The following is a 16897-nucleotide window of genomic DNA, read 5'->3' as shown; positions in this document are numbered from 1 at the left end:
CACACGCCAAATGGAAAACCAGGCCGTTGCATTCACGGTGGAGAAATACCCGCTCGCCCTTCGGCTGCTGCACTGGGCCCGGGCGATCCTGATCGGTGCGCAGCTGTGGACCGGCTGGACCATGGTCCGGCTCGACGACAACCTGCCGGCCAAATTCGACTGGTACTACCCGACCCACAAGGAATTCGGCGTGCTCACGCTGCTGGTGGTCGTCACGCAACTGGCGATCCGCTCGATGAAGCCGTTGCCGCCGCTGCCTGCGACCCTGCCGAGGCTCGACCGCAAGCTCGCCAGGATCGGCCACATCCTGCTGTACACGCTGGCGATCGTCGTGCCGCTGATGGGTTATTCGATGTCCAGTACCTATACGCAGAGCGACGGCGTGCCGTTCTTCCTGTTCCGCGTGCCTGAACTGCTGCCGAAAAATGACCACTGGTTCGAGGCGTTCCAGTGGCTGCACCGGACGCTGGCCTACACGTTGCTCGCGCTCATCGTCCTGCACGTTCTCGGCGCGCTGAAACACCGGTTCTTCGACCGCAATCCGGAAAACGACGTGCTGCGGCGGATGCTGTAACGCCGCCGCCGTCCGGGCGCGCGGCCCGGTCGGGATTCGCCTTCGGGCCGCCTGGTGACGGCGGCCCGGTTTCCTGCATTTTCCTTGCTTCGTTTTACTAACTACTACCGGACCGGTTCGGGCGTCCGATGCCCCTGCACGCCCTCGAAACCGGTACCGCGCCGGCAATCCGGCGCTCACCTGGAGATCGACGATGAAGAAGATGATTGCGGCCGTATCGGCCGCCGGCGCGATGGGATTCGGCCTGACGGCCCATGCGCAGAGCAGCGTGACGCTGTACGGGCTGATCGACGAAGGCGTCAATTTCACGAGCAACGCGGGCGGCAGCAAGGCCTACCAGATGGTCAGCGGCGACACCGTCGGCAGCAACTGGGGACTCAAAGGCACCGAAGACCTCGGCGGCGGCCTGAGAGCGCTGTTCCAGCTCGAAAACGGCTTCAACGCAAGTACGGGTGCGCTCGGCGTGACGTCCCGGATGTTCGGCAGGCAGGCTTATGTCGGACTCGATTCCGACCGGTTCGGCACGCTCACGCTCGGCCGCCAGTACGACCCCACGCTCGACATGTGGAGCCCGTTCACGGCCACCGGAAACTGGCTCGGCGACTTCGGCGCGCACCCGTACGACAACGACAACGCCGACTGGGACTACCGCATCCAGAACAGCGTCAAGTACGTGTCGCCCACGTATGCCGGCTTCAAGGGCGAAGTGCTCTACGGCCTCTCGAACCAGGCGGGCGGCTTCGCGCGAAACCGCGTCTACAGCGCGGCCGTGCAGTACCAGATGGGCGCGTTCTCCGCCGCCGTCGCCTACCTGAAGGCGAACAACGGCGGCGCGACCGCGGGCGGCGCGCTGTCGAGCGACGACACGGTATTCAGCGGCCGCTCGCAGCAGAACATCGATGCCGGCGCGTCATACAAGTTCAGCGACACGTTCACGCTCTCCGCCGCGTATTCGCACGTCGACGTGACCCACCCCGAGTCGAATCTCTACTTCGCGAACCCGCCCGCGGCAGGCACGCAGAACGCGTGGAAATTCGACAACTTCGAGGTCAACGGCCAGTATTTCTTCCGGCCGGACCTCTGGCTCGGCGCCGCCTATACGTTCACGCACGCGCATGTCGCCACGACGGCCGGCGACGTATCGCCGAGCTGGCACCAGTTGTCGATGATGCTCGACTACGACCTCAGCAAGCGGACCTCGACCTACATCCAGGGTGCGTACCAGCATGCAACCGGCAACACCGGCACCGACTTCGACTATGCGCACGTGCTCGGCACGGCCGGGCAGTCGTCGGGCCGCAACCAGCTGGCGCTGCGGATCGGGATGATGCACCGGTTCTGAGCGCGGCAACCCGGGCTTTCCCGTGCGGTCAGAACTGATGCCGCACCCCGACGCGCACCGCCGTCTGCGACGCGCCTGCCGCCGCTGCGCCGAGCGCGGCCTCGACCTGGGCGCCGTAAGCACTGTCGTGCCCGCGCGCGAACACAGCGTACAGCCCGGTGCGCTTCGACAGCGAATAGTCGGCGCTCAGCGTGATCTGGTTGGCCGAGCCGATGTCCCCGCCGCGCTGCTGGTACTGGAAACCGCCGCCGAGCTGCAACGAGGGCGTGACCGCATAGGTCAACCCGGCGTCGTAGGTGGTGGCGCGCAGCGGCGCGGCGGCGCTGATCCGGACGTCCGACACCATGCCGAAGACGCGGAACGCCCCGACGTTGTAGCCGGCCCCGCCCGAGAAGTTGCGTAGATTGCCGCCGGCCGTCACGTCGTGCTGGCCGAAATAGGCGAGCGCGGCGCTGAATGCACCTTGCGTGTAGGACAGCATCGCGCTTTGCACGCTGCCACGCGCGACCGTGCCGGGCACGTTGCCGAACCCCCACATGCCGCCGAACGCGACACCGCCGAACGTCGGACTCACGTACTTCACCGCGTTGTTCACCTGCACACCCCACACGCGGTTGTCGAGCGCGCCGCCCGCCGACGCGTTCGCCGGCAAGCCCCACGCGAGCAGCCCGGCCGGCGTGTTCGCGCCGATCGCGAACGACGGCATGAGATCGCCGACGAAATCGAACTGGCGCCCGAGCGTCACGGTGCCCCAGTCGCCGCCGAGCCCGACGTACGCTTGCGAACTGAACGCGGAGCCCGGCACGGTCAGCGTGCCGTCCGATGTCTGGAACTGGCTTTCGAGCCGGAATACCGCGAAGTTGGCGCCGCCGAGATCTTCCCTGCCCGTCAGACCCCACACGTCGTTGCGCGACACGCCCGCCTGGAGCGCGAGCTGGCGGCCGCCGTGCGGCGCGGATGCGACGTCGCTCGTATAGGTGATGCCGGTGTCCAGCGAACCGTAGAGCGTCACGCTCGACTGCGCGAACACCGGCGAAACGGCACCGCAGCCGCACAGCGCCATCATCTTCAACCACGTTCCCATCTTCTTCTCCTCATCGAATTTTCGCGCGTCGCGTCCGCGAGCCGGACGCACGCAGTCCGCGTCGGGTTGCACGATTTTCACCATTAACATAGGATTCCATATTGATTTGATGCGCAGCACCCGCCGTGCCGTCGCTTGCATATGCCAGACGCGTTCCTTGATGCAAGTCCCGTTGCCGCCGCCACGACTTAAGTTAGACTACGGCCCTGCCGTCGCCGATGTGTCGCGTCACCCGCGACCGCGGCGCGAGCCGTTTCCGATCGTCCCGTTCCATTGCCGCAAGCCGCCTGATTTCCGGATCACGTCATGTCGAGCCTCACCAAAATGCTGTCCATCCTCGACGTCTTCTCTTCGTCCGCGACGTCGATGACCGCCGAGGAAATCGCCGAACACCTGGGTTTTTCACGCACCACGTGTTATCGCTACGTGAAGGAACTGGCTTCCGTCGGCCTGCTTGTCGGCACCAACGGCCGCTATACGCTGGGCCCGCGCATCATCCATCTCGACTACAACATGCGGCAGTCGGACCCGACGCTCACCGCCGCGAAGCCCGTCATCCAGAAACTGGTCCAGGTCACCGGCGGCGATGCGCTCGTGTCGACGCTGTTCGACGAACAGATCATCAACGTCATGCACGAAACCGGCGCCGAGAACCTGCAGCTCGGTTTCGGCCGCGGCCGCATCATGCCGCTGTTCCAGGGCGCGTCGTCGAAAGTGATCGTGGCCGCGATGTCGCGCGCGCGCCTGAAACGGCTGCACGAACGGCACAATGCCGCGTTCGGCGAGTTCGCGGCCGACTGGACGCAGTTCTGGCGGCACTGTCAGCAGATCGTCGAGACCGGCTACTGGATCTCGCGCGGCGAACTCGACGCCGGTTTCGTCGGCATCGCCGCCCCGATCCGCACCGCCAGCAGCGGCGAGATCAACAGCAGCCTGTCGCTGGTCTTCCGCGCCGAGCACTTCGCGCTGTTCGACGAGCACGTGCTCGGCAAGCTGCTGATCGACGCCACCGCGCAGATCGGCGAAGCTACCTGAAGGCTGGCGCGACGCCGCGCGCGGGCGCCGGCGTGCGCACCGTCAGTTCAGTTGCGTGATGAATTTGGTGACCAGATAACCGTCGAAGGTCTCCGTGCCTCCCTCGCTGCCGAAGCCGCTGTCCTTCACGCCGCCGAACGGGATCTCCGCCGGCCCCATGCCGAAGTGATTGATGTTGACCATGCCGGCCTCGAGCGCGCGGCCGATGCGGTGCGCGTTGCGTGCCGATGTCGTGAATGCGTACGATGCCAGGCCGAACGGCAAACGATTGGCTTCGGCGAGCGCATCGTCGAGTGCATCGAACGGCACGATCCCGACGATCGGGCCGAACGGCTCGTCGTTCATCAGGCGCGCCTCGCGCGGCGGCGCCACGACGACCGTCGGCGCGAAGTAATGGCCGGGCCCCGGCAAACGCGTGCCGCCCGCGACGATCGCCGCGCCGTTCGCCTTCGCGTCGGCGACGAACGCGTCGATCTCCGACACGCGCCGCGCATGCGCGAGCGGCCCCATCGTGACGCCCTCCTCCAGTCCGTAGCCGACGCGGATCTTGCCGACCGCTTCCAGATACGCGGCAACGAAGCGGTCGAATACCGCGCGTTGCACGAAGAACCGCGTCGGCGACACGCACACCTGCCCGGCATTGCGAAACTTGTACGCGGCCAGCATCGTCGCGGCGCGCTCGATCTCGGCATCCGCGCAGACGATCACCGGTGCGTGTCCGCCCAGCTCCATCGTCATGCGCTTCATGTGCGACGCGGCGAGCGCCGCCAGCCGCTTGCCGACCGGCACCGAACCGGTGAACGAGATCTTGCGCACCTGCGGCGCCTCGATCAGCTGCGTCGATACGTCGCCCGGCACACCCCACACGATGTTCAGGCAGCCCGGCGGCAACCCCGCATCGTGGAAGAGGTGCGCGAGCGCGACGATCGCGCTCGGCGATTCCTCGGGCCCCTTCAGCACCAGCGTGCACCCCGACGCAAGCGCGGCCGCGATCTTGTGCATCGCCTGGCTGAACGGGAAATTCCACGGCGAAAACGCCGCGCACACGCCGATCGGCTCCCGCAGCACCGTCTGCATCACGTCCGGCGAACGCGCGGGCACGACGCGGCCGTAGGTGCGACGCCCCTCCTCCGCGTGCCATTCGAGCTGTTCCGCGGACGACACGACCTCCGCGACCGCCTCCCGAAGCGGCTTGCCCTGGTCCATCGTGATGTGGCGGCCGATGGACTCGGCGCGCTCGCGCACGAGCGAAGCGGCGCGGCGCAGGATGTCCGAGCGCACGAGCGGCGACTCGCGGCGCCATGCCGCGAACGCGCGATGCGCGGCATGCACGGCGGCGTCGATATCGGCCCGCGTCGCATGCGGCAGGTCGCCGAGCACGCGGCCGTTGCCCGGATCGACGACGGGCTGCGTGCGCCGGCCGTCGGCCGGCAGGAACCGCCCATCGACATACAGACGAAGCGGCGGATAATCGGCGCACGCATCAGGCACCATGCGCGAAGTCAGCGGCGTAAACGGAATCAAGACGGTACCCTCGGTTGAAAGTGCGCGGTGGGCGCGGACGGTGCGACGGTCGTGTCACGCCGCCTGTTGCGGCGCTTGCAGCAAGCCGCCGATTTCCTGCCGGAGAATCTGGTTTTCCTGCCTGACGAGCAGATGCCGGACCTTGCCGCGGAACGTCCCGAACTCGGGATCGGCCATCAGCGCGGCCCGCCGCCGCGCACGCGTGTCGAGCGAATCGAATGCCCACAGATAGACGAGCTGGTTCAGCGGCCCGACTTCCGTCGCGAAACAGCCGATCATCGTGCCGAGTGCCCGCTCCTGCGCGGCGCGCCCGCATTCCGCATACAGCCGCAGATATTCGGCGACGCCGCCCGGCACCAGCGTATAGGTGCGTTGCTCAACAAACATGCGCTTCCTCCCGTTGTCGCGGCGCGAACGCCTGAAAGGCCGCGGTCGCGCGGGCCATCCCCGCGGCGTCCGTCTGCGCCGCCACGTAGCGATCGGGGCGCACCACCACGAGCGGGCCGGCATGCCGGTCGAACCATGCCGCCAGCGCGTTGTCGACGTCCTCGACGCAAGCGCTGCCGTGCACGCTGGTCACGCGCCGGGCGCGACTCGTCCCGCTGCGCGAACGGCTGACCTGCACGAAGGTCGCGCCGAGCGACGTCCAGTACGCACGATCGTCGTCACTCAGGCACGCTTGCGGATCGCACTGCCAGCCGACGATCGAGAACCACGGGCCCAGCACGTCGTCGAGTTTGCGGCGCAGGCCATCGGCCGTTTCGACGTCGGGCTGCACGATCATCCTGCCGACCGCATCCGAGCCGCCCGGCAGCACGATGCCGCGCGTGTAGCTCGGCATCGGCTTGAACCGCATCTGCAGGATGTAGTCCTTCAGCCCCGGTGCAAAGCGGACGAGCCCGAGAACGCGATCGCGCAGAAACGCGACGAGCCGGTTGGTCGGCATCAGCATCGCGCCAAAGGTGTCCGCGAGGTCGATCATCGCCTTCGCGTGATCGCGCCGCTCGGATTCGTACGTCGAGATCACGCCGGGATGCAACGCGCCACGGACGATGCCGGCCAGCTTCCACGCGAGGTTGCCCACGTCGCGCAGGCCCGCGTTCAGGCCCTGGCCGATCCACGGCGGACTCAGGTGCGCGGCATCGCCGACGAACGCCACGCGACCGACGATGAAACGCTCGGCCACGCGCGAATGGTGCGTGTAGGTGCGCGCCCGCACGATCTCGACGCGATCGATGTCGTCGACGTACGGCGCGATCAGCGCGCGAATCGAGTCGGGCTGGGCGATCGCCGCTTCGTCCTCGTGCGGAAACACGAGAAATTCCCAGCGCCGGAAATCGAACGGCAGATAGATGCAGACGTTCGGGCGACGCGGGTCGCAGTTCAGCGCCGTGCAAGGCTGGTCGAGGCCGGCGTTCTTCACGTCGACCACGACCCACTTGATCGGATGCGTCGTGCCGGCGAGCATGACGCCGAGCAGCTCGCGCATCGGGCTGCGTCCGCCGTCGGCCGCGACCACGTAGTCGGCCTGGAGCGCGTACTGCCGGCCGTCCGCGCGGCGCACCTGCAACGTGACGCCTCCGTCGTCCTGTTCGACATCCACCACTTCCTGACTGGTCCGCAGCGACACGTGCGGATAGCGGGCCAGCCCGGCGCGCAGCGTTCGTTCGGCCAGTTGCTGCATGAAGATGTTGCGCCGCCACCAGCCGAATTCGCGGATCGACGGGCGGATATCGGCAAAGCATTCGCCGTTCGCCTTGAACATGCGCAGCGGCACGTTCTGGATGATGTCGCGGCTCAGTTCGTCGGCGAGCCCCGCTGTCTGAAACATCCGCAACGCTTCGTCGTCGATGCCGACCGCGCGCGGAAATTCGACGATCTCCGCGGCCTTCTCGACGATCACCGTCGCGATGCCGTAGAGGCCGAGCAGATTCGCCATCGCCACGCCGTTCGGCCCCGCGCCGACGATAGCGACCGAGGTCCGCTCCGGATTGTTCGCCTTCATGCGTCGGCCCCCGTCCGCCACGCCGGATCGTCGAGACGATCGAGCCATGATCGCAGTGCGCGATTGAATGCATCGGGCTGGTCGTCATGCACGTAATGCGTCGCGCCGGGCAGGTCGATCCGTTCGATTCCCGCATTGGCGGCCGCCATTTCGGCCGCCACTTCCGCGGACAGGAAGTCCGACGCGCCGCCGCGCAACAGCAGGGTGGGCACGTGCAGGTTGAGGACGAGCGGCCACAGATGGACGAGCTGCTCCGGCGTCGCGGCCAGCCGTGCCGCCGCGATCCCGGCGGCGTCGTGCCGCCACACGATCCGTCCGTGCGCGTCTTCCTTCAGCGAGTGTGCGACCCGCGAATCGAGCGCGGATTCCGCGATGTTCGGCCGCTGATGCCGCCAGAATGCGCGCGCGTCGTCCCACGACGCGAACGCGTCCGGCGTTTCCTTCAGCTCGCGCTTGATGCGCTCGGCACCTTGCGAGCCGGCCGACGCGCCCGGGCCCATGTCCTCGATCACGAGACCGGCAAGCCGGTCCGGATTCGATGCCGCGTAGACGAACGCATTGGCGCCACCCATCGAATGCCCGGCCAGCACTAATCGTCGCAGGTCGAGCGCGCGCACCAGGGCATCGAGATCGCGCACGTAGGCCGCCGCGTAATAGTCCCGCCGCGGATCCCAGTCGCTCAGCCCGCGCCCGCGCTGATCGAGCGCAACGACCCGGTAGCGGTCGGCCAGCGCGTCGGCGACGGGCTCCCACGTCCGCGCGTAGCTGCGCAAGCCGTGCAGCATCACCACGGCCGGCGCATCGTCGCGCCCCCAGCTCACGTAGTGCAGCCGCAACCCGTCGCTCTCGACCCATCCATCCTTGACGGACACCGTATTCATCATTCGCTCTCCGGCAGCCCCTGCTTTCACACCAGGCCGTCGCGACCGACGATCTCGCTCGCCTTCAGGCCGCCGAGCCGCGCGTGCAGGCGGCCGCGCGTCGCGAACGCGAAGATCACCAGCACTTCGTCGTCGTTGGGCGCGTCGGGAAACAGGCAGGTCACCGTGTCGTAATGCGAGCGCACGTAGAGCGCATCCTTGTGCGCGAGCGGCACGTCGATCACCGTGTTGATCGGGCCGCGCTTGCCGCTCGACGGCACCCACGACTTCCCGCCGCCGAGCGCGGCACGGATCGGCTCCGCGAAGATCGACGTGAGGAACGCGTTGCCGTGTTCGTATTCGCCGGCCGAGCCGACCAGGCACGCCTTGCCGTAGCTCTCGATCGCCTGGCCCGCCGCGAGCGACGCGATGCGTCGCGCGAATTCCTGCCCGAGCGCCGGCGACGGGCGTACGAGATCGTCAAGATTTTCGCTGTACCGCCCCGCATACGGGTTGTGCACGGCCGCGGCGATCACGATCTTGCGCAGCGGCTCGCCGTCCGCGAGCTGGCCGGACTCGTTCGCGAGCGAATCCTCGATCTGCGTATACCACTTGCGGATATGAAAGCCTTCGAAATTGGCGATCTTGCTCATCAGTAATCCTCTATAAAGTATCGATGATGTTGGAATGAATGGACGGCGCGTCAGTCGAACAGCGGTTCGAGCTGGAAGGGATCGCTGGGCGCGTTGTACCGGTGCAGCACGCGCTTGCCTTCCTCGTCGTCCGTGACGGTTTCGCAAAAGAATTCGAGCCGGTTGCCGTCCGGGTCCGGAAAATACACGCCGATCCCGACCTTGTGATCGGTGATCTTCACGATCGGCACGTCGCGACGGATCAGCATCCCGTACAGCCGACGCAGTTCGGTCAGGCCGCCCGCGATTTCGAGGCCGTAGTGCTGCAGGCCGATCGTGCCGAGTTCCGCATCGGACGCCGCGCGAATCAGCGCGATGTCATGGTGTTTCTGGCCGAACGACATGAACACCCACTGCTCGCCGCGAGCGGTTTCCGTCATGCCGAGCACGTCGGCATACCAGATGCTCGAGCGCACCGGATCGCGCACGAACAGCGACAGGTGCGTGCGCTGCACGCGCGGTACCGGCAGCGGCAGCCCAAGCGCGTTCGCATGCGCCGCCCGTTGCTGGAGGTCAGGCTGGGTCATCGCTCGCTCCGCTCAATGCGTCGACTGCGCGTGGGCGACGAGCGGCGCTTCGAACGGCGTCCACGCCACGGCCGTGATCTCGCTGAAATCGCGCCATTCCTTGGTCCAGCTCCGGCCGCCGTCGTGCGAACGGAACAGGTGCCCGTACTTGGTCCCCGCATAGACGAGCCCGGGCCGCGCCGCATGGACGCCGAATGCCCAGAACGTCGAATTCGGCGGCGTGTGCAGATCCGTCTCGTGCCATGCACGGCCGCGATCGGGCGAGCGGTAGATACGGCTGCGCGTGCCAGGCGTGCCGTCGCCGATCGCCATCAGCAGGTCGCCGCCGGGCGCCGCCAGCTGGACGACCGTGCGCGTGTAGTACAGCCCGTCGAAGCGGTCGCGCGACAGCTTGCCGTCCCAGGTCAGGCCGTCGTCGTCGCTCACGTGCACCGCGTTCACCGTCAGCAGCACCGTGGTCTTCGGCTGGTGCGGCCCGGCGGGCAGCACGGCGATCGCATGAATGTCGCTGTTGCGGATCGCCGTGCCGGGGCCGTCCACGCGCGTCCAGGTCGCACCGGCGTCGCGGCTGCGCCATGCGCCGCCTTCCTCCACGCCGTACCACACGTTGCGGCCGTCCTCCGGGTCCACGCAGATCGTCAGCAGCCGCGGACGATTGACGCCCGAACAGAACTCCGGGAACTCGGGAGCCGTTCGCGCCCAGGTCAGACCCGCGTCGCTCGACTTGTAGAGCGCGGCGCGCGACGGCGCGCCGGTGCCCGCATACAGCACGGCCGGATTCGCGGGATCGATCGCGACGGACCAGACTGTCTGCCCGTTCAGCAGGTTCTCGGGGCGAAACCAGTGCGCGCCGCCATCCTCGCTGATGCACAGCCCCGAATCGGCACCGGCATACACCCGCGACGGCGTCGCGGGGTCCACCGCGAGCGCGCGCACGATGCCGTCGAACTCGATGGGCTCGTCCAGCCCGAGGCGATGCCAGGTCTTGCCGTCGTCGTTCGAGCGCAGGATGCCTTGTCCGGCGGTGGCGACCAGTACGGTTGCAGTCATGCGATGCTCCTTGTGTCAGAGAAAAATGCCGCGCGTGAGCCCGCCGTCGCAGCCGATCGACTCGCCGGTGATCGAGCCGGACTTCGGGGACGCGAGAAACGCCACGATCCATCCCATTTCCTCCGGCTGCAGCACGCGCCGGATCGGCGTGACCTTCACGTAGTTGGCCTCGACCTCCGCGGCCGTCAGCCCCTGCTTCCGCGCTTCCTTCTCGTAGAGCTCGTGAATGTGCGGGGTCTCGACGACGCCCGGGTGAATCGTGTTGACCGTGATGCCGAACGGGCCGAGCTGGTCGGACAGCGTCTTGGTCAGGTGCACGATCGCGACGTTGCGCATGCCGGACAGCTGCTTGCTGCCGCGGCCCGTGAGCCCGCCGACATTGACGATCCGGCCGAAACCGTGGCGCCGCATGTAGGGCGCTGCCGCCTTCGCGCAACGCAGGTAGCCGACGACCTTGATGTCGATGTCCTGGAGCAGCCCCTGCGGATCCGCGTGCTCCAGCTCCGCGCGCACGAGGCCGCCCGGATGCGCGGCGCCGTTCAGCAGGATGTCGAGCCGGCCGAAACGTTCGACGCTCGCCGCCATCGCCGCTTCGACGGACGCCATGTCGGTCGTGTCGAGCGTGACGGGCAGGATCGCGCCGGCCGCGTCGCCCAGCGGCGCGAGCGTCGCGCGAATCTCGGCGGCGGCGGCCTCGAGGTGTTCGAGGCGTCGCGCGGCAATGGCGACGTTGACGCCTTCGCGCGCCAGTTCGAGCGCGACCGCCTTGCCGATGCCCATGCTGCCGCCGGTGATGAATGCGGCTTTTCCGTGGAGTTGCAGGTCCATAACGATGAAAGATCAGAGTCGGGAGTGAAGAAGCCAGCGGGCGGCGCGATCAGGGCAGGCACATTTCGATGAGCCGCGGCCCGTCGGTGTGCGCGAGTGCGTCGTCGAGCGCCTGGGACAGCGCCTGCACCGTGCTCGTACGCTCGGCCGGTACGCCGTAGCCGCGCGACAGCGCGAGCCAGTCGATCGGCGGATCGTCCAGCAGCGTCAGGCGGCTCGCGTGCGGCGTGTCGGCCGGCAGGCCGCCGCGTGCGAGCTCGGTCTGCAGGATGCCGTAGCGCCGGTTCGAGGCGATCAGCATGATGATCGGCAGACGCTCGCGCGCCATCGTCCACAATGACTGGATCGTGTACTGCGCGCTGCCGTCGGACTGCAGCGCGAACACGCGGCGTGCCGGGCACGCGACGGCGGCGCCGAGCGCCACCGGCAAACCCTGGCCGATCGCGCCGCCGGTATTCGTGAGGATCGTGTGACGGCGCGCGCGCGCCGACGCGGTCACGAACGGATAACCGCACGTGCCGCCCTCGATCGACACGATCGCGTCGTCGGGCAACGCATTCGCCAGCACGCGACCGACGGCTTGCGGCGTCAGCGGCCCGCTTTCCACCTGCCAGCGCTCGACGGGCACGCCGCCGGCGCCCTCCGGCGCGCCGATGCGCGCGGCCAGCGCGTCCAGCGCGTCGTCCGCCGCGTCGCCCGGCTCGGCCAGCGTCACGATGTCCTCGGGGCGCGCGAGTTCGCCGGGAATGCCTTCGTAGCCGAAGTAGGTGACGGGAGCGAGCGCCCCCGCCAGCACCACGCGCCGGCCGGCCAGCGCGGCGAGCGCCGGCTCGGGGAAATACGGCAGGCGGTCGATGTCCGGCAGGCCGCCGCCGCGCTCGGCGCGCGCCGGAAACGTCTCGCCGAAGCAGGTCGCGCCGGTCGCCGCCGCGATGCGCGCCGCCGCGCGCTGCCCGCGTGCCGACAGCGCGCGGCCGCCCAGCAGCAGCACGGCCGGCCGGCCGCCGAGCAACTGATCGGCGACCCGCTCGACCCGGGTTCGGTCGAACGACACCGCGGCCGCGCGAACGACGGCCGGCGACACCGAACCGCCGCGCACCGCGACCGACTGCAGATCCACCGGCAGCACGAGCGTCGCGACGCCGCGCCGCGCGCCCATCGCGGCCGCAATCGCGTCGGCCGTATCCGTCGCGAGATCCGCGGCGCGCGCCACGCTGCGATACCACACCGACACCGGGCGGGCGAGAGATTCGATGTCGGACGTGAGCGGCGCGTCGTACTTCAGATGATCGCGCGTGTGATCGCCGACGATGTTCAGGATCGGCGTGCGGGCGCGGCGCGCGTTGTGCAGGTTCGCAATGCCGTTCGCGTGCCCGGGCCCGAGGTGCAGCAGCGTCATCGCGGGTTTGCCGGCCATGCGGCCGTAACCGTCGGCCGCCCCGGTGCATACGCCCTCGAACAGCCCGAGGATCGGGCGCACGCCCGCCACGGTATCCAGCGCACCGACGAACGGCATCTCGGTGGTACCGGGGTTCGCAAAACAGACGTCGACGCCCGCGTCGCGCGCCGTGGCGAGCACGACGCCCGCCCCGCTTCGTGTTCCGGCATCGATGTCCAACTGTGGGATGTTCATGCGTCCGCTCGACGGTTTGAATGAAGTGGAGACCACTTTAATCCCGAATTACGGGATTTGTCAAACTCGCCAGTGCGCGAATAACGCCAAACCGATCCTCGTTTACCCGGAAAAAATTCGACTGGATAGTGCTATCAAGGCTCAACCCCGGCGATTTCCCATGTCCTGAGCTCGTCGCAAATTCCCGCCATTCGGAATTCACGAAATCCACCGATTGCGCCAACTTCCATGGCCGCGTGCCTGTGACGAGCCGCATCGCGTCGCACACAAAAATGCGAGCTTACGATTGCAAATGCCTCTCATTTACATTAAATTTCCGCGCAAATGTACCGTTTGGAACACAGATGCCGATGCGCAACCGTCAGCCCTGCCCGAACGCCAACCACATCAAAGGACAGGGTATGAGCAGGAAGAAATGGGCGGCCGCACCGATGGCCATCGTCGTCGGCGCGGCCGGCGTGGGCACCGCCGACGCGCAGGAGGCGACGCTGCCGACCATCGAGATCGCCGGGCAGCGCGCGAGCGCGCCGTTTCGCACGCGTGACTCGACGAGCGCCACGCGTGGTGACGCGGACGTGATGGAGATCCCGTTCGCGGTCAGCAGCGTCGATGCGCAACTCGTGCGGACCGTCGCGGCGACACGCGGCGAGGACCTGTACGACTGGGTCGCGGGCGTCGCGCGGCAAAACAGCTTCGGCGGGCTGTGGGACAACTACGCGGTGCGCGGCTTCGCCGGCGACGGCAACACGTCCGGCACCGATTACCTCGTCAACGGCTTTTCGTGGAATCGCGGCATCGGCGTCCCGCGCGACACCGTCAACCTCGAGCGCATGGAAGTGCTCAAGGGGTCGGCGTCGGCGCTGTACGGGCGCGGCGATCCGGGCGGCCTCATCAGCTACACGACGAAGCAGCCGCAGTTCACGCGCGCGAATACCGTCGGCGTGTCGGCCGGCAGCTATGGCGCGTTGCGCGAGACGCTCGATTCGACCGGCCCCGTGACGAAATCGCTCGCGTACCGCTTCGTCGCGATGAACGAGAACAACGGCAGCTTCCGCGATACGGTGTCGAGCAAGCGCTACCTGTTCGCGCCGTCGTTCACGTGGGACATCGGCGCGGACACGACGCTCCATTACGAATTCGAGAGCGTGCGCCAGCGCGCGCCGCTCGATCGCGGCGTGGTCGCGGTGGGCGGGCAGCTCGGCGCGATTCCCGCGTCGCGCTTCCTCGGCGAGCCGCGCGACGGCGACTTCGACGTGCGCAACACGGGCCATCAGTTCACGCTCGAGCATCGCGTCGATGCGAACTGGTCGGTCAACGCCGGCTTCGCGCAGCGCACCACCGACCTGTCCGGCCGCTCGTCCGAGGCGTTCGCGCTGCAGCCGGACGGCCGCACGCTGTGGCGCCGCTACCGGCAAGTCGCGTTCCACTCGAACGACCTGCAAGGCCGCGTCGAAACGGCCGGCAAGTTCCGCACCGGCGGCATCGGCCACACGCTCGTGCTGGGTATCGACGCGTACCGCTTCAACTACGACCAGTTCGTCGCGCGCTCGACACCCACGGCCGCCGCGCCGTATGCGATCGACATCTTCGATCCCGTCTACGGCCAGCCGGCGCCCGTGCCGCGCACCGCGACCAACCTGCTCGAGCGCGACGACGGCCAGGGCGTCTATGCGCAGGACACGCTCGCGTTCGGGCCGCACTGGAAAATCCTCGCGGGGCTGCGCTGGGATCGCTTTCACCAGTCGGTCGAGAACCGCCTGAAGGGCACGACGAGCCACCAGTTGCAGACCGCGTTGAGTCCGCGCCTCGGCATCGTGTACGAGATGAGCCCCGCGCTGTCGCTGTATGCGAACACCGCGTATTCGTTCCGGCCCAACAACGGCGCCGACGTAAACGGCCGCGCGTTCGATCCGGAGAAGGGGCATGGCTACGAAGTCGGCGCGAAATGGGCCGGCGCACGCTGGCTCGCCACCGTCGCGGCATTCCACGTCAACAAGCGCAACGTGCTGACCGCCGATCCGGCCAACGCCGGCTTCTCCCGCGCGGCGGGCGAGGTGCGCAGCCGCGGCGTCGAATTCGAATGGAACGGCGACCTGGGTCACGGCGTGCGCGGCCTCGTCAACGTCGCCTATGTCGATGCCGCGGTCACGCGCGACGCGGTGCTGACGCCCGGCGCACGCCTCGTCGACATTCCGCGCCTGAGCGGCAGCGCGCTGCTCCTGTACGAAACCGCGGTGCCGTTCGCGGACAAGGCCGGCGCCGGCGCCGGCGTGATCTACGTCGGACGCAGGGCCGGCAATACCGCGAACACGCAGGACGGGTTCGACCTGCCGGCCTATGCGACCGTGCAGCTGAACGGCTATGTGCAGATCGACAAGCACCTGCGCGCGTCGGTCGTGCTGAACAACCTGTTCAACCGCACCACCTACGTCAGCTCCTACAACAGCCTGTGGGTCACGCCAGGCGCGCCGCGCAGCCTGTTCGCGTCGCTCGCCTACGCGTTCTAGCCGGAATCGGCCGGCCGCCGCGTACCGCGGTCACGCGCCGAGCGCGAGCCGTGCGGCGAGCGCGAGCAGCAGGGCCGGCAACATCACGCACGCGCCGACCGCAAGGAACGCGCGGAAGCCGACCTGCAGCCCCTCGCGCCGGATAGCCGCGAGCCACAGGATCGTCGCGAGCGATCCGGTCACGGACAGGTTCGGCCCCAGGTCGACGCCGATCAGGATCGCGTCGATCACCCGGTGCGGGCTGCCCGCGGCGTCGATCGTCGAGCTCGCGAGGAGTCCGGCCGGCAGGTTGTTGACCAGATTCGACGCCAGCGCGATCGCGACGCCCGCCACGGCCGCGGCGGTCTGCTCGCCGCTTGCCGTCAGCGCGCGCAGCAGCCCGGCCAGCGCACGCACCGCGCCGCTCCGGTCGAGCGCCTCGACCAGGACGAACAGCCCGGCGACGAGCGGCAACACGCTCCATGAAATCGCGCGAACGATCGGCACGGCTGCCATGCGATCCCGAACCAGCACGCACGCGACCGTGACGACACCCGCCGCTGCGGTCGGCAACCCGAGCGGAAGATCGAGCGCCGACACCGCCATCAGCGCGGCGGCCGTGACCGCGATGCCGGCCAGCGCGATACGGCCGCCGCCGGTGAGCGGCCGCGTCGGCAGGCCCGATTCGCAACCACCGCGCAGCGCGTGTCGCTGGGTGATCCGCAGCATCCCGTACGTGCAGGCGATCGACACGACGGACGGAACCGCGAAGTGGGCCAGCCATGCGCCGAGCGGCGGCATGCGCGCGCCGTACAGCACGAGATTCGCCGGGTTCGAGATCGGCAGCACGAAACTCGCCGCGTTCGCGACGAACGCGCAGATGTACAGCAGCGGCAGCGGCTCGGCCTTCGCGCGGCGCGCGGCCGCGACGAGCGCGAACAGGCGCCGGGGCGAACCCTGCGCGCGATTGACGACGCGCGTCGCGACCCAGTCGAACAGCCCTTCGCGCCGCGCGACCTCGGACAGCAGCATCATGCCGGTCAGGAACAGGTACACGTCGCCGCCCTTCGCGACGGCCTCGAGCGCCGGATGCACGGGCAGCAGGCCGCATGCGACCAGCAGCAGCGCGCCGCTCACCGCCCAGGTCGCCTCGGGCCAGCCGAACGGACGCGCGATGACGCCCGCCGTGGCGAGCGCGGAAATCAGCCATGCAAGCGAAACGGAATTCATGGACAAGTCGGAAATGACATGGAGAGG

The 16897-nt window shown here is 68.3% G+C and carries 15 protein-coding genes; 4 read left to right on the top strand and 11 right to left on the bottom strand.

What is annotated here, in order from left to right:
* Positions 1-10 precede the first annotated feature (10 nt).
* On the top strand, positions 11-574 hold the full coding sequence (locus AC1VVG_RS31755; protein ID WP_175027696.1) for a cytochrome b: 564 nt from the start codon (positions 11-13) through the stop codon (positions 572-574).
* 193 nt (positions 575-767) lie between these two features.
* Positions 768-1916: a porin gene (locus AC1VVG_RS31750; RefSeq protein ID WP_482837421.1), complete on the top strand. Its 1149-nt coding sequence runs from the start codon at positions 768-770 to the stop codon at positions 1914-1916.
* Positions 1917-1944: 28 nt separating this feature from the next.
* Here AC1VVG_RS31750 and AC1VVG_RS31745 read toward each other — a convergent pair whose 3' ends face one another.
* Entirely contained in the window at positions 1945-3000 is a 1056-nt protein-coding gene (locus AC1VVG_RS31745; protein WP_124670012.1) for a porin, read from the bottom strand.
* Positions 3001-3306: 306 nt separating this feature from the next.
* Here AC1VVG_RS31745 and AC1VVG_RS31740 point away from each other — a divergent pair, with 306 nt between their 5' ends.
* Positions 3307-4035 carry an IclR family transcriptional regulator gene (locus AC1VVG_RS31740; protein WP_034191825.1) on the top strand — a complete coding sequence of 243 codons (729 nt, stop codon included), beginning with the start codon at positions 3307-3309 and terminating at the stop codon, positions 4033-4035.
* A gap of 42 nt (positions 4036-4077) precedes the next feature.
* On the opposite strand, the gene AC1VVG_RS31735 is transcribed toward AC1VVG_RS31740, so the two are convergent.
* The 9 genes from AC1VVG_RS31735 to AC1VVG_RS31695 form a co-directional block, all read right to left on the bottom strand.
* Entirely contained in the window at positions 4078-5529 is a 1452-nt protein-coding gene (locus AC1VVG_RS31735; RefSeq protein WP_175027740.1) for an NAD-dependent succinate-semialdehyde dehydrogenase, read from the bottom strand.
* Positions 5530-5613: 84 nt separating this feature from the next.
* A complete protein-coding gene (locus tag AC1VVG_RS31730; RefSeq protein WP_034191827.1) occupies positions 5614-5946 on the bottom strand; it encodes an NIPSNAP family protein in 333 nt (110 codons plus the stop codon).
* The gene (locus AC1VVG_RS31725; protein ID WP_473375812.1) at positions 5936-7564 is read right to left on the bottom strand and encodes a bifunctional 3-(3-hydroxy-phenyl)propionate/3-hydroxycinnamic acid hydroxylase; all 1629 of its coding nucleotides are present in this window, start codon (positions 7562-7564) and stop codon (positions 5936-5938) included. Before AC1VVG_RS31725 ends, AC1VVG_RS31730 begins: the two co-directional genes overlap by 11 nt.
* Positions 7561-8445, bottom strand: coding sequence for an alpha/beta fold hydrolase (locus AC1VVG_RS31720; RefSeq protein ID WP_482837420.1), 885 nt, complete (start codon positions 8443-8445; stop codon positions 7561-7563). Before AC1VVG_RS31720 ends, AC1VVG_RS31725 begins: the two co-directional genes overlap by 4 nt.
* A gap of 26 nt (positions 8446-8471) precedes the next feature.
* Positions 8472-9077 carry an amino acid synthesis family protein gene (locus AC1VVG_RS31715; RefSeq protein WP_175027693.1) on the bottom strand — a complete coding sequence of 202 codons (606 nt, stop codon included), beginning with the start codon at positions 9075-9077 and terminating at the stop codon, positions 8472-8474.
* 50 nt (positions 9078-9127) lie between these two features.
* Entirely contained in the window at positions 9128-9643 is a 516-nt protein-coding gene (locus AC1VVG_RS31710; protein ID WP_175027692.1) for a VOC family protein, read from the bottom strand.
* 12 nt (positions 9644-9655) lie between these two features.
* The gene (locus AC1VVG_RS31705; RefSeq protein WP_175027691.1) at positions 9656-10693 is read right to left on the bottom strand and encodes a WD40/YVTN/BNR-like repeat-containing protein; all 1038 of its coding nucleotides are present in this window, start codon (positions 10691-10693) and stop codon (positions 9656-9658) included.
* 15 nt (positions 10694-10708) lie between these two features.
* Positions 10709-11521, bottom strand: a complete 813-nt coding sequence (locus tag AC1VVG_RS31700) for an SDR family NAD(P)-dependent oxidoreductase (protein WP_034191831.1) — start codon at positions 11519-11521, stop codon at positions 10709-10711.
* A gap of 49 nt (positions 11522-11570) precedes the next feature.
* Positions 11571-13154, bottom strand: a complete 1584-nt coding sequence (locus AC1VVG_RS31695; RefSeq protein ID WP_049036232.1) for an acetolactate synthase large subunit — start codon at positions 13152-13154, stop codon at positions 11571-11573.
* A gap of 401 nt (positions 13155-13555) precedes the next feature.
* Between AC1VVG_RS31695 and AC1VVG_RS31690 the strand changes: the two genes are divergently transcribed.
* Positions 13556-15661, top strand: a complete 2106-nt coding sequence (locus tag AC1VVG_RS31690; protein WP_482837419.1) for a TonB-dependent siderophore receptor — start codon at positions 13556-13558, stop codon at positions 15659-15661.
* 30 nt (positions 15662-15691) lie between these two features.
* Here the strand turns inward: AC1VVG_RS31690 and AC1VVG_RS31685 are convergent, their stop codons facing one another.
* Positions 15692-16870 (bottom strand): arsenic transporter, encoded by a 1179-nt coding sequence (locus AC1VVG_RS31685; protein WP_482837418.1) that lies wholly within the window; start codon positions 16868-16870, stop codon positions 15692-15694.
* Between the last annotated feature and the right edge of the window lie 27 nt (positions 16871-16897).

The sequence above is a fragment of the Burkholderia sp. L-4 genome (genome assembly GCF_056856535.1).
This window is presented reverse-complemented; position numbering and strand designations above follow the sequence as displayed.

Bases quoted from the DNA above. Each gene is read 5' to 3' on its own strand.
- AC1VVG_RS31755 (WP_175027696.1), top strand. From the start codon at position 11: ATGGAAAACCAGGCCGTTGCATTCACGGTGGAGAAATACCCGCTCGCC.
- AC1VVG_RS31750 (WP_482837421.1), top strand. From the start codon at position 768: ATGAAGAAGATGATTGCGGCCGTATCGGCCGCCGGCGCGATGGGATTC.
- AC1VVG_RS31745 (WP_124670012.1), bottom strand. From the start codon at position 3,000: ATGGGAACGTGGTTGAAGATGATGGCGCTGTGCGGCTGCGGTGCCGTT.
- AC1VVG_RS31740 (WP_034191825.1), top strand. From the start codon at position 3,307: ATGTCGAGCCTCACCAAAATGCTGTCCATCCTCGACGTCTTCTCTTCG.
- AC1VVG_RS31735 (WP_175027740.1), bottom strand. From the start codon at position 5,529: ATGGTGCCTGATGCGTGCGCCGATTATCCGCCGCTTCGTCTGTATGTC.
- AC1VVG_RS31730 (WP_034191827.1), bottom strand. From the start codon at position 5,946: ATGTTTGTTGAGCAACGCACCTATACGCTGGTGCCGGGCGGCGTCGCC.
- AC1VVG_RS31725 (WP_473375812.1), bottom strand. From the start codon at position 7,564: ATGAAGGCGAACAATCCGGAGCGGACCTCGGTCGCTATCGTCGGCGCG.
- AC1VVG_RS31720 (WP_482837420.1), bottom strand. From the start codon at position 8,445: ATGAATACGGTGTCCGTCAAGGATGGATGGGTCGAGAGCGACGGGTTG.
- AC1VVG_RS31715 (WP_175027693.1), bottom strand. From the start codon at position 9,077: ATGAGCAAGATCGCCAATTTCGAAGGCTTTCATATCCGCAAGTGGTAT.
- AC1VVG_RS31710 (WP_175027692.1), bottom strand. From the start codon at position 9,643: ATGACCCAGCCTGACCTCCAGCAACGGGCGGCGCATGCGAACGCGCTT.
- AC1VVG_RS31705 (WP_175027691.1), bottom strand. From the start codon at position 10,693: ATGACTGCAACCGTACTGGTCGCCACCGCCGGACAAGGCATCCTGCGC.
- AC1VVG_RS31700 (WP_034191831.1), bottom strand. From the start codon at position 11,521: ATGGACCTGCAACTCCACGGAAAAGCCGCATTCATCACCGGCGGCAGC.
- AC1VVG_RS31695 (WP_049036232.1), bottom strand. From the start codon at position 13,154: ATGAACATCCCACAGTTGGACATCGATGCCGGAACACGAAGCGGGGCG.
- AC1VVG_RS31690 (WP_482837419.1), top strand. From the start codon at position 13,556: ATGAGCAGGAAGAAATGGGCGGCCGCACCGATGGCCATCGTCGTCGGC.
- AC1VVG_RS31685 (WP_482837418.1), bottom strand. From the start codon at position 16,870: ATGAATTCCGTTTCGCTTGCATGGCTGATTTCCGCGCTCGCCACGGCG.